The following is an 11976-nucleotide window of genomic DNA, read 5'->3' as shown; positions in this document are numbered from 1 at the left end:
TGCTCACGCTGCCCGTCACGATTCTTACGCTCGGGCTGTTCATTCTGGTCGTCAATGCGCTGTGCTTCTGGTTGTGCGCGTCGCTGTTGAAGGGCTTCGAGGTGTCGGGCTTCTGGTCGGCGTTCTTCGGCTCGATCCTGTACAGCATCGTGTCGTGGCTGCTGTCGGCACTTATTTTCGGCAACCGCAGCATAGGTTGACCTCTCTGATATGAATCCGATCGAACTTTCATTCGAATTCTTCCCGCCGAAAACGCAGGAAGGCGTCGACAAGCTGCGCGCGACGCGCGCTCAACTGCTGTCGCTCAAACCCAAGTTCGTGTCCGTCACGTTCGGGGCCGGCGGCTCGACGCAACAAGGCACGCTCGATACCGTCGTCGCTATCGCGAAGGACGGGCTCGAAGCGGCGCCGCATCTGTCCTGCGTCGGTTCGTCGAAGGAAAGCCTGCGTGCGATCCTCGACGAATACCGCGCGCATGGCATCCGCCACATCGTCGCGTTGCGCGGCGATCTGCCGTCCGGGATGGGCGCGGTCGGCGAGTTGCGCTACGCGTCCGAGCTCGTCAGCTTTATTCGCGCCGAGTTCGGCGACTGGTTCTGGATCGAGGTGGCTGGCTACCCGGAATACCATCCGCAGGCGCGCTCGCCGCGTCACGATCTCGAGAATTTCGCGCGCAAGGTGAAGGCCGGCGCAAATTCGGCGATCACCCAGTACTTCTTCAACGCTGACGCGTATTTCCGTTTCGTCGACGACGCGCGCCAGCTCGGCGTCGACGTGCCGATCGTGCCGGGCATCATGCCGATCACGAACTTCTCGCAACTGATGCGTTTCTCCGAGATGTGCGGCGCCGAAGTGCCGCGCTGGGTTGCGCGCCGGCTCGAGAGCTTCGGCGACGACCGCGAGTCGATCCGCGAGTTCGGGCTCGATGTGGTGACGGACCTGTGCCGGCGGCTGGTCGACGCGAAAGTGCCGGGGCTGCACTTCTATACGCTGAACGCGGCCACCGCGACGAAGGCGGTCTGCGAACGTCTCGGCGTCTAACGACGACGGGCGCGCTGGCACTGGCACTGGCACTGCCGCGCGGCGCCCGCCGCCAGGCGCGGCGGGCAAGCATCGCCTCTACGATGTGCCAAGCCACCCCAACCCCCGCGCGGCTGCACTGGCCGCTCGGCCTCTCCAAGCCGGCGTCCGCGTTTTCCCGCCAACGCGTCGCGCCCGTCAGTCAGGGAATTACCAGAATCGCGCGCTCTTCGCGAGCGTCTATCTCCCCCAAAGCCCCGTACGACAAGCGATTGCGCACGCAATCCAGCCGGCGGCGTGGTAAGTCCCTGTTGAAGCTCATTTTTGTGCTGTCTATGATCGAAGCGCAGCTAACCCGGCTGCTGTGCGGAGGACGATATGACAGTGACAACAAAGACTGCGGCACAACGACTGCTCTCGCTTCACCAGTTCTGCCTTCCCGCTCTCGCCGCGTTCACGGTGGCCGCGAGCGGCCTCGCGCCTGCCGCGTCGCAGGCGGCCACGCTGCCGGACAAGACGCTCGTGTTCTGCTCCGAGGGCAGTCCGGCCGGCTTCGACACCGCGCAATACACGACCAGCGTCGAATTCACCGCCGGCTCGTACACCGTCTATAACCGGCTGGTCGAATTTGCGCACGGCAGTACCGACATCGAACCGGGCCTCGCCGAGAAATGGGACGTGTCGCCGGACGGTCTCACCTATACGTTCCACCTGCGCCACGGTGTCAAATTCCAGACCACGTCGTTCTTCAAGCCGACCCGCGAATTCAACGCGGACGACGTCGTGTTCACCTACGAGCGCATGCTCGATCCCGACAACGCGTTCCGCAAGGCATATCCGGTCAACTTCCCGTATTTCAGCGACCTGGGTCTCGCGAAGAACATCGCGAAGATCGAGAAGGTCGATCCGTACACGGTGCGCTTCACGCTGAAGGAAGTCGACGCGCCGTTCCTGCAGCAGATCGCCATGCCGTTCGCGTCGATCCTGTCCGCTGAATATACGGACCAGTTGCTCAAAGCGGGCAAGGCATCCGATATCAACCAGTACCCGGTCGGCACCGGCCCGTTCATTTTCCGCAGCTACACGAAGGACGATACGATCCGCTTCGATGGCAATCCCGATTACTGGAAGCCTGGCATCGTGAAGGTCGGCAAGCTGATCTTCTCGATCACCGTCGATCCGGCGGTGCGGCTGCAAAAGCTCAAGCGCGGCGAGTGCCAGGTGATGGCGTATCCGCGACCCGCCGACATTCCCACCGTGAAGGCCGATGCGTCGCTCGCGATGCCGAGCGAAGTGGGCTTCAACCTCGGCTATATCGCGTACAACACGACCAAAAAGCCGCTCGACAACGTGCTGGTGCGCCGCGCGCTCGATATGTCGGTGAACAAGAAGGCGATCATCGAGGCGGTCTACCAGGGCGCGGGTCAGGCGGCGACCAATCCGATGCCGCCGACGCAATGGGGCTACGACAAGAATCTCAAAGATGCGCCGTACGACCTCGACAAGGCCAAAGCGCTGCTCAAGCAGGCGGGCTACCCGGACGGCTTCGACCTGACGCTGTGGGCGATGCCGGTGCAGCGGCCGTACAACCCGAACGCGCGCCTGATGGCGGAAATGCTGCAATCCGACTGGGCGAAGATCGGCGTCAAGGTGAAGATCGGCACCTACGAGTGGGGCGAGTACATCCGCCGCGCGCATGCGGGCGAGCATGAAGCGATGCTGATTGGCTGGACCGGCGATTACGGCGACCCGGATAACTGGCTCGGCGTGTTGCTCGGCTGCGACGCGGTCAACGGCAGCAACTTTTCAAAGTGGTGCTACAAACCTTACGACGACCTGATCAAGCAAGGCCGCAGTACCACGAACATGGCCGATCGCACGAAGGACTACACGCAGGCGCAGGAGATCTTCAAGGACCAGGTGCCGTTCACGCCGATAGCTCACTCGACCGTCTATCAGCCGATCAGCAAGAACGTGGTGGGCTTCAAGATCGATCCGTTCGGCCCGACGCAATTCATGGGAGTTGGACTCAAATAAGCGCGGGCCGCGCTTCTTTCGCAGCGCTTGCGCTGCGCGTCGACGCGAACCGCCCGTGCGGGCCGCGCCGGCGGGCGGTGCGACGCTCGCCAAAACGTTTCCGACAGTCGAGCGCGGGAATTTCCTCCGCTTGGTGCTGTGAGCCAAGCTCAAGTAATATCCGGCTACGCTGGCGCAAGCCGGCCTTGAACCTGGAGGAAACATGAAGCAAAACAAACTGTTGCGCGTCGCGCGTGGGACCACGCTCGTCGCTGCCGCAGCGGCATCCCTGATCGGCGCAACCGGCGCTCATGCGCAAGGGATTCCGAACAAGACCCTCGTTTACTGCTCAGAAGGCAGCCCGGCGGGTTTCGATCCCGCCCAATACACGACGGGCGTCGACTTCACGGCCAACACGTTCACCGTCTATAACCGCCTCGTCGAATTCAAACGCGGCGGCACGAAAGTGGAGCCCGGCCTCGCGGAAAAATGGGATGTGTCGCCCGACGGCAAGACCTACACGTTCCATCTGCGTCATGGCGTGAAATTCCAGACCACGTCGTTCTTCAAGCCGAGCCGCGAATTCAACGCGGACGATGTCGTCTTCACGTTCCAGCGCATGCTGGATCCGAACCAGCCGTTTCGCAAGGCGTACCCGGTGCAGTTCCCGTACTTCACCGACATGGGCCTCGACAAGCTGATCACCAGCGTCGAGAAAGTCGACCCGTACACGGTCAAATTCACGCTGAAAGAAGTCAACGCGCCGTTCATCCAGAATCTGGCGATGGAATACGCGTCGATCCTGTCGGCCGAATACGCCGATCAGTTGATGAAGGCCGGCAAGGCCGCCGACATCAACCAGTACCCGGTCGGCACCGGTCCGTTTATCTTCCGTAGCTACACGAAGGACGCGACGATCCGCTTCGATGGCAATCCGGATTACTGGAAGCCGAACACAGTGAAAATCTCGAAGTTGATCTTCTCGATCACCCCGGATGCCGGCGTGCGCGTACAGAAGATCAAGCGCGACGAATGCCAGGTGATGACCTATCCGCGCCCGGCCGATATCGCGCCGCTGAAGGCGGAGCCGAATATCGACATGCCGTCGCAGCCGGGCTTCAATCTCGGCTACCTCGCGTACAACGTGACACACAAGCCGCTCGACAACGTCGAAGTACGTCAGGCGCTCGACATGGCGATCAACAAGAAGGCGATCATCGAGTCGGTGTACCAGGGCGCGGGCCAACTGGCGACGAACCCGATGCCGCCGACCCAATGGTCGTTCTTCAAGGGCCTGAAGGCCGCGCCGTACGATGCGGCGAAGGCGAAAGACCTGCTCGCGAAGGCCGGCTTTGCGAACGGCTTCGACATCACGCTGTGGGCGATGCCGGTTCAGCGCGCATACAACCCGAACGCCCGTCTGATGGCGGAAATGATCCAGGCGGACTGGGCCAAGATCGGCGTGAAGGCGAAGATCGTCACGTATGAGTGGGGCGAGTACATCAAGCGCGCGCACGCGGGCGAAGACGACTCGATGCTGATCGGCTGGACCGGCGACAACGGCGATCCGGACAACTGGCTCGGCACGCTGCTCGGCTGCGAGGCGATCAACGGCAACAACTTCTCGAAGTGGTGCTACAAGCCGTTCGACGATCTGATCCAGAAGGGCCGCACGACCACCGACGTCGCCGCGCGCACGAAGATCTACGGCGACGCGCAGCAGATCTTCGCGCAGCAACTGCCGTTCTCGCCGATCGCCCACTCGACGGTCTATCAGCCGGTCAGCAAGAAAGTGGTCGACATGCGCATCGAACCGCTCGGCTATGTGCGCTTCGACGGCGTGAGCGTCAAGTAATCGTAAAGTTCGCACAGTACGCCGCAATACAGTACGACAACACAGTACACTTTTCGCACGGTTAGAAAACTGCTCGAAATGGTCCGGCGACCGGGGTCACGAGCCCTCGTCGCCGGTTGCGTTTTTTCATCACCAGTACCATGGGAGCGAGCCATGTTCCGCTTCGTTTCGCGCCGCATCGGCATGGTGATACCGACGTTCATCGGCATCACGATCCTCGCGTTCGCGCTGATTCACCTGATTCCGGGCGACCCCATCGAAGTGATGATGGGCGAGCGCGGCGTCGATCCGGCGATGCATGCCGCCGCGATGCACCGCCTCGGGCTCGACGAGCCGCTGCCGATGCAGTATGTCCACTACATCGGCCGCGCGCTGCATGGTGATCTCGGCACCTCGATCATCACCAACACCAGCGTGATGGGCGAATTCCTCGCACGCTTTCCCGCCACCGTCGAACTGTCGATCTGCGCGATGCTGTTCGCGCTGATCGTCGGCCTGCCCGCGGGCGTGTTCGCTGCGCTCAGGCGCGGCACGGTCGTCGATCACGGCGTAATGGGCAGCGCGCTGACCGGTTACTCGATGCCGATCTTCTGGTGGGGCTTGATCCTCATCATGGTGTTCTCGGTCAAGCTAGGCTGGACCCCGGTGTCGGGCCGCATCGCGGTCGAATACGACATTCCGCACGTGACCGGCTTCATGCTGATCGACTCGCTGATGTCGACCGACGAAGGCGCGTTCAAATCCGCGCTGAGCCATCTGATTCTGCCGGCGATCGTGCTCGGTACGATTCCCCTCGCGGTGGTCGCGCGCATGACCCGCTCGTCGATGCTCGAAGTACTGCGCGAGGACTATATCCGTACCGCGCGCGCGAAGGGCTTGTCGCCAGGGCGCGTGATCGTCGTGCATGCGTTGCGCAATGCGCTGATCCCGGTGGTCACCGTGATCGGCCTGCAAGTCGGCACGTTGCTTGCAGGCGCGGTGCTGACCGAAACGCTGTTTTCGTGGCCGGGCATCGGCAAGTGGCTGATCGACGCGATCGGCCGGCGCGACTATCCGGTCGTGCAGGGCGGCGTCCTGCTGATCGCCACGCTGGTGATCGTCGTGAACCTCGTCGTCGATCTGCTGTACGGCGTGCTCAACCCCCGCATTCGCCATACGAGGTGACCATGAACCCCCACACTTACTTATGTTCGCTGCGTCCCGAGGCGGCGCATGCCTGCCTCGGTGCGGCTTTGCGGGAGGCATGAGACCAACATGGCAGACATTCAAAACACCGTCCCCCAATCAGTCACTCCACCGGGCGGCCGCGCGCTCGCGGCTCGCGAGTTCTGGGCCAACTTCTCGCGCAACCGCGGCGCGGTCGGCGCCGGTATCGTCGTGCTGGTGCTCGTGTTTATCGCGATCTTCGCGCCGTTGATCGCGCCGCACAGCCCGATCGAGCAGTACCGCGATTCCGTGAAGATTCCGCCCGCGTGGCTCGACGGCGGCAACTGGAAGTTCATTCTCGGCACCGACGAAGCGGGCCGCGACATCCTTTCGCGTCTGATGTACGGCGCGCGGCTGTCGTTCTGGATCGGCTTCGTGTCGGTCGTGCTAGCGCTGATTCCGGGCGTCGTGCTCGGGCTCGTCGCCGCGTTCTTCGAGAAATGGGCCGACACGCCGATCATGCGCATCATGGACGTGCTGCTCGCGTTGCCTTCGCTGCTGCTCGCGGTAGCGGTGGTCGCGATCATCGGCCCCGGTCTCGTCAACACGATGCTCGCGATCGCGATCGTCGCGCTGCCGGGCTATGTGCGTCTGACACGCGCGTCCGCGCAAGGCGAATTGCAGAAGGAGTACGTGACGGCTTCGCGCGTCGCGGGCGCGGGCACCTTGCGCTTGATGTTCTCGCAAGTACTGCCCAATTGCACCGCGCCGTTGATCGTGCAGGCAACCTTGGGCTTTTCGTCGGCGATTCTCGATGCCGCCGCGCTCGGCTTTCTCGGCCTCGGTGTGCAACCGCCGTCCGCCGAGTGGGGCGCGATGCTGGCGTCGGCGCGCGATTACATCGACAGCGCATGGTGGATCGTCACGATGCCTGGCCTGTCCATCCTGATCTCGGTGCTCTCGATCAACCTGCTCGGCGACGGGCTGCGCGACGCGCTGGATCCCAAACTGAAACGGATGGCATAACCATGAGCAATCTCCTGACCATCCGTAACCTGGCGGTCAGCTTCGGCGGCCTGCCCGCGGTGGACCGCATCGACCTCGATATCGCGCCGGGCGAAGTGCTCGGCGTGGTCGGCGAATCGGGCTCCGGCAAGAGCGTGACGATGATGGCGCTGATGGGCCTGATCGATGCGCCGGGCAAAGTCAGCGCCGACGAAATCACGTTCGACGGCAAGAGCCTCTTGAAAGCGTCCGCGAAAGAACGCCGCCGGATCATCGGCAAGGACATCGCGATGGTGTTTCAGGACGCGCTGACGAGCCTGAATCCGAGCTACACGGTCGGCTATCAGATCAAGGAAGTGCTGAAGCTGCACGAAGGCCTGCGCGGCAGCGCGCTCGACAGACGCGCGCTCGAACTGCTCGACCAGGTCGGCATTCCGGACGCGAAGAACCGCATCGGCGCGTTTCCGCATCAGATGTCGGGCGGAATGAACCAGCGCGTGATGATCGCGATGGCGATCGCCTGCAACCCGAAGCTGCTGATCGCCGACGAGCCGACCACCGCGCTCGACGTGACGATCCAGGCGCAAATCATGGAACTGCTGATGCGCCTGCAGAAGGAACGCGGGATGGCGCTCGTGCTGATTTCGCACGATCTGGCGGTGGTCTCCGAAGTCGCGCAGCGCGTCGCGGTCATGTACGCTGGCGAGGTGATCGAAACCAACCGCGTGCCGGACATCTTCGCCGCACCTCATCATCCGTACACGGAAGCGCTGCTTGCCGCGATTCCCGAGCACAACGTGGGCGCGGTGCGGCTCGCGGCGTTGCCGGGCATGGTGCCGGGCCGCGACGACCGGCCCCGCGGCTGCCTGTTCGCGCCGCGCTGCAAGTACATGGTCGACGACTGCAACAAGGGGCGGCCGGCGCTCGCACCGCTGCCGGGTCACGCGGATGTCACGCGCGTGCGCTGCATCAAACCGTTGAATGTCGACAAGGACGCCAACGTTCACACGCAAGGAGGCGCGCGATGAATGCAGTACCCGAAACGCCGCGCCAGTCGAATCGCGCGGGTGATCACGTGCTGGTTGCCGACAAGCTCGCGCGCTACTACACGGTCAAGCGCGGGATGTTCGCGCAGGGCACGGTGAAGGCGCTCAACGGCGTGTCGTTCGCGCTCGAACGCGGCAAGACGCTCGCGGTGGTCGGCGAGTCCGGCTGCGGCAAGTCGACGCTCGCGCGTCAGCTGACGATGATCGAAACGCCCAGCAGCGGGCGTCTGCTGATCGACGGTGAGGACGTGGCCGGCGCGAATCACGAGAAGATCGCGGCGCTGCGGCGCCGTGTGCAGATGGTGTTCCAGAATCCGTTTGCGTCGCTCAATCCGCGCAAGACCGTCGAGCAGACGCTCGGCGAGCCGCTCGCGATCAATACGCAGATGAGCGGGACCGAGCGCGCCGAACGCATCGCGCAGATGATGCGCACGGTCGGCCTGCGCCCCGAGCATGCGAAGCGCTATCCGCACATGTTCTCCGGCGGCCAGCGCCAGCGCGTCGCGATCGCGCGCGCGATGATCCTCGATCCGCAGATCCTCGTTGCCGACGAGCCGGTGTCCGCGCTCGACGTGTCGATCCAGGCGCAGATCCTGAACTTGTTCATGGACCTGCAGGATCAGTTCAAGACCAGCTACGTGTTCATCTCGCACAACCTGTCGGTGGTCGTGCATATCGCCGACGACGTGATGGTGATGTACTTCGGCGGCGTCGCGGAGCTCGGTGACAAGAAGCGCATCTTCTCGAAGCCGCGGCATCCGTACACGCGCGCGCTGATGTCGGCGACGCCGTCGATCTTCGAGGCGGACCGCACGATCAAGATCAAGCTGCAAGGCGAAATGCCGTCGCCGCTGAACCCGCCGTCGGGCTGCACGTTCCATCAGCGCTGCCCGTACGTGATCGATCGTTGCCGTAGCGAGGAGCCGAAACTGCGTGAAGTGGATGGCCGCCAGGTCTCGTGTCACCGCGCCGAAGAGGTGGGGGACGTGGATGCCTGATGGCTTGGCGGCGCGTTGTCTTGCGCGCCGCTTGCGTGACGGCGGCCGCGTGGCTGTCTTCGCGCGGCGCTGCAAAGCGCGTGTGCTGAGAGCGGTCGCGCTTGGCGGCGCGTATGGCGCGCTGTGTGGTGCCTTGTCCTTATCTGGCGGCGCGGGCGTGCTGGGCGTCGACAGTGCGTACGCGGCGCGGCCGGTGGGGAATCCGGCCGCCCAGTCGACCAGGCCGGCCTACGCGGCGCGCGGCGCGGCCCCGCCTGCATCGATTGCACCCCCCGCGACGCCGGGCACCACCGCCAGCGGTCCGGTGCGTCAACAGCCGGCGCGCATGCCGTTCTATGTCGCGACTCGCGGCAACACCACGATCTACGTGCTCGGCACGCTGCATGTCGGCGACCCGGTCGACTATCCGGCAGGCCAGCCGTTCCGCGCACCGATTCTCGGCGCGCTCGCCGCGTCGCCGACGCTCGCACTCGAACTGTCCCCCGACGAATTGCTGGTGTCGCAGGACGACGTGTCGAAGTACGGCGTGTGCCGGCACGACTGCCTGCCCGGGCTGTTGCCCGAGCCGCTGTGGCACAAGCTCGCGCTGCGGCTGCGCGGCAATCCGGCCGCGCTCGACGCGATCAAGAAGATGCGGCCGTGGCTCGCGTCGCTGGTGGTCGAAACCTACGATTCGCTATCCGCCGGTCTGCAAACCGAGTACGGCACCGAAGCGCAATTGCAGAACGTCTATCTGAAGACGCGCGGCAAAATCGTCGGGCTCGAAACGCTCGCGCAGCAGATGCACGCGTTCACCGGACTCTCGGCCGCGCAACAGCGCGAGATGCTGGCGCAGGATCTGGTGCAGACGCCCGCGCAGAACGTCGAGGACGTGCGCACGCTGCATCGGCTGTGGCGGGTCGGCGATGCGGATGCGATCGCCGCATGGCAGGCCGCGAAGTCGGAAAAGCTCGCGCGCGACAAGCGCATCTCCGCGTCGATCGACAATCGCATCGTCTACGAGCGCAACCGCCGCTTCGTTACGCGGATGCTGCAACTCGCGGCGCCGAACAAGCCGCTATTCGTGGCGATCGGCGCGCTGCATCTGGGCGGGCCGAAAGGCGTGCTGCAGTTGCTGCGGCAGCACGGTTTCGTGGTCGAGCCGAGTTGAGGCTTGAAGTCGACGTTGGCGCTGAAGCTGCGGCGGCGCGCTTAGAAGGTCTGCCAGTCGGCGTCGGCGGTGGTGGCGAGCGCCGGTTCGGGCTTCGTGGCTGGCGCTTTGGTGGACACCGGCGGCGCTGACGCCGACCCCGGCTTCGGCTGCGCGTCTTCGCGCGGCGTGGGCCCGGCAAGCGCAGTACGCCTGGCGGGCAGGGCGGCGTTACGCTTTTTCGGCACGGGCGCAGCGACCGCACGCGGCGCGGACGATCCCACGCTGCCCACCTTGAACGTCGACACCACACCGGTGAGCTTGCCCGCCTGTTCTTCCAGCGACTGCGCGGCGGCCGCCGCCTGTTCGACGAGCGCCGCGTTTTGCTGCGTGACCTCGTCCATCTGATTGACGGCCTGATTGACCTGTTCGATGCCGCGCCTCTGTTCTTCGGAAGCCGCCGCGATTTCGCCGACGATGTCCGACACCTGGCGGATCACGGTCGTGACCTGTCCCATCACAGTGCTCACTTCGAGGGCCTGCGTCGAGCCGTCCTGAATCATTGCGACGGACGAGCCGATCAGTTCCTTGATTTCCTTCGCCGCGGCGGCCGAACGCTGCGCGAGGCTGCGTACTTCGCTCGCGACCACCGCGAAGCCACGGCCCTGCTCACCGGCGCGCGCGGCTTCGACCGCGGCGTTCAGCGCGAGGATGTTGGTCTGAAACGCGATGCCTTCGATCACGCCGGTGATCTCCGAAATCTTGCTCGAACTGCCGCTGATCCGGCCGATCGTCGCGGCCATCGCCTGCACGGCGTCGTTGCCCGTCGCGGCTTTGCTCGCGGCGCTGGTGGCGAGCGTGTTCGCCTGGCGCGCGTTGTCGGCGTTCTGCTTCACCGTTTCGGTCAGTTGCGTCATGCTTGCCGCGGTTTGCTCGAGCGATGCGGCCTGCTCCTCGGTGCGCGCGGACAGAACGAGATTGCCGGCAGCGATTTCGCGCGTCGCGGTGCTGACCGAATCGGTCGATGAGCGCACGACGAGAATGTTCTCTTCGATGCGGCGCATCAGCGCGTCGAACGCGACGCCGGCTCGGCCGAACTCATCCATGCGCGGAGTCGCTGCGCGCCGCGACACGTCGAGCGTCTCGGCGATTTCCTCGAATTTCCTACGCTGCCGGTTCAGGCCGCCGCACACGATGCGATTCAGATGCACACCACCGTAGACGGCGATTGCGGCGCTGATCCAGGCCACGACGGCCAGCGTGATGAACAGCGGGCGGGCCGCTGCTTCATTCGCACTCAACTGCGACAAACCGATGATGCCAGCGAGACCGGTGACAACGGTCAGCGCGGCGCAACTGCCGAATATCAGCAGCAGCTTGATCCTGATCGTGAGATGGAACTTCTGCACTTCGTCTCCTTCCTGGGGTATGCGAGATCCGCGTCCTAAATATTGGACGTCATGCGATCCACCATCGGACTACGGCAGATCGACGGCTTTCTGAAGGGCGTCGTGCGCTTTTTGTTGCCGCCGGTTTAAAAGGTCGAGCGTTCTTTAATTTTCGGAATTGTCCGGTTTGTTTCGTATTGCGGCCTTGTTAGGTTTGCCCGGCCTATCGGGCATTCATTTAACAGGGAGACATTCAAGGATGGCGCAGGACATTTTTATCAAGATAGACGGGATCGACGGTGAATCGCAGGACGCGGCGCATCTCAATGAAATCGATGTAATTGGATGGCGCTGGAAGATTTCGCAGCAATCG

At 63.9% G+C, this 11976-nt stretch carries 10 protein-coding genes and 1 pseudogene; 10 read left to right on the top strand and 1 reads right to left on the bottom strand.

Annotated features, from left to right (window positions below; genetic code table 11):
- The 9 genes from VGH68_RS05350 to VGH68_RS05310 all read left to right on the top strand — a co-directional run.
- The coding region (locus tag VGH68_RS05350) for a phage holin family protein (protein WP_331602479.1) at positions 1 to 200 on the top strand (200 nt) is incomplete at its 5' end.
- Between the two features lie 10 nt (positions 201 to 210).
- The gene (gene metF, locus VGH68_RS05345; RefSeq protein ID WP_331602478.1) at positions 211 to 1041 is read left to right on the top strand and encodes a methylenetetrahydrofolate reductase [NAD(P)H]; all 831 of its coding nucleotides are present in this window, start codon (positions 211 to 213) and stop codon (positions 1039 to 1041) included.
- A 357-nt stretch (positions 1042 to 1398) separates the two neighbouring features.
- Positions 1399 to 3057: an ABC transporter substrate-binding protein gene (locus VGH68_RS05340; RefSeq protein WP_331602477.1), complete on the top strand. Its 1659-nt coding sequence runs from the start codon at positions 1399 to 1401 to the stop codon at positions 3055 to 3057.
- A gap of 202 nt (positions 3058 to 3259) precedes the next feature.
- Positions 3260 to 4891 (top strand): ABC transporter substrate-binding protein, encoded by a 1632-nt coding sequence (locus VGH68_RS05335; RefSeq protein WP_331602476.1) that lies wholly within the window; start codon positions 3260 to 3262, stop codon positions 4889 to 4891.
- Between the two features lie 153 nt (positions 4892 to 5044).
- A complete protein-coding gene (locus VGH68_RS05330) occupies positions 5045 to 6055 on the top strand; it encodes an ABC transporter permease subunit (RefSeq protein WP_331602475.1) in 1011 nt (336 codons plus the stop codon).
- Between the two features lie 90 nt (positions 6056 to 6145).
- Positions 6146 to 7063 carry an ABC transporter permease subunit gene (locus VGH68_RS05325; RefSeq protein ID WP_331602474.1) on the top strand — a complete coding sequence of 306 codons (918 nt, stop codon included), beginning with the start codon at positions 6146 to 6148 and terminating at the stop codon, positions 7061 to 7063.
- 2 nt (positions 7064 to 7065) lie between these two features.
- Positions 7066 to 8070 (top strand): ABC transporter ATP-binding protein, encoded by a 1005-nt coding sequence (locus VGH68_RS05320; RefSeq protein WP_331602473.1) that lies wholly within the window; start codon positions 7066 to 7068, stop codon positions 8068 to 8070.
- Positions 8067 to 9086 carry a peptide ABC transporter ATP-binding protein gene (locus VGH68_RS05315; protein ID WP_331602472.1) on the top strand — a complete coding sequence of 340 codons (1020 nt, stop codon included), beginning with the start codon at positions 8067 to 8069 and terminating at the stop codon, positions 9084 to 9086. Before VGH68_RS05320 ends, VGH68_RS05315 begins: the two co-directional genes overlap by 4 nt.
- A complete protein-coding gene (locus VGH68_RS05310) occupies positions 9079 to 10236 on the top strand; it encodes a TraB/GumN family protein (protein ID WP_331602471.1) in 1158 nt (385 codons plus the stop codon). The genes VGH68_RS05315 and VGH68_RS05310 overlap by 8 nt, the downstream gene beginning before the upstream one ends.
- 41 nt (positions 10237 to 10277) lie before the next feature.
- On the opposite strand, the pseudogene VGH68_RS05305 reads toward VGH68_RS05310, so the two are convergent.
- Positions 10278 to 11222, bottom strand: a pseudogene (locus tag VGH68_RS05305) (methyl-accepting chemotaxis protein); the annotation flags it as partial.
- Positions 11223 to 11862: 640 nt separating this feature from the next.
- On the opposite strand from VGH68_RS05305, the gene VGH68_RS05300 reads away from it, so the two are divergent.
- Positions 11863 to 11976, top strand: a 114-nt coding sequence (locus VGH68_RS05300) for a type VI secretion system tube protein Hcp (RefSeq protein WP_331602481.1), incomplete at its 3' end; no start/stop codon positions are given.

Source organism: Paraburkholderia sp. (genome assembly GCF_036488505.1).
In the GTDB taxonomy this organism is placed as follows: Bacteria; Pseudomonadota; Gammaproteobacteria; order Burkholderiales; family Burkholderiaceae; genus Paraburkholderia.
The sequence above is the reverse complement of the archived record's forward strand: the minus strand, read 5'-3'. Positions and strand labels throughout refer to the sequence as shown.

What these genes read in the sequence shown, in the direction of transcription:
- VGH68_RS05315 (WP_331602472.1), top strand. Translation starts at nt 8,067, where the DNA reads ATGAATGCAGTACCCGAAACGCCGCGCCAGTCGAATCGCGCGGGTGAT.
- VGH68_RS05340 (WP_331602477.1), top strand. Translation starts at nt 1,399, where the DNA reads ATGACAGTGACAACAAAGACTGCGGCACAACGACTGCTCTCGCTTCAC.
- metF (WP_331602478.1), top strand. Translation starts at nt 211, where the DNA reads ATGAATCCGATCGAACTTTCATTCGAATTCTTCCCGCCGAAAACGCAG.
- VGH68_RS05310 (WP_331602471.1), top strand. Translation starts at nt 9,079, where the DNA reads ATGCCTGATGGCTTGGCGGCGCGTTGTCTTGCGCGCCGCTTGCGTGAC.
- VGH68_RS05320 (WP_331602473.1), top strand. Translation starts at nt 7,066, where the DNA reads ATGAGCAATCTCCTGACCATCCGTAACCTGGCGGTCAGCTTCGGCGGC.
- VGH68_RS05325 (WP_331602474.1), top strand. Translation starts at nt 6,146, where the DNA reads ATGGCAGACATTCAAAACACCGTCCCCCAATCAGTCACTCCACCGGGC.
- VGH68_RS05330 (WP_331602475.1), top strand. Translation starts at nt 5,045, where the DNA reads ATGTTCCGCTTCGTTTCGCGCCGCATCGGCATGGTGATACCGACGTTC.
- VGH68_RS05335 (WP_331602476.1), top strand. Translation starts at nt 3,260, where the DNA reads ATGAAGCAAAACAAACTGTTGCGCGTCGCGCGTGGGACCACGCTCGTC.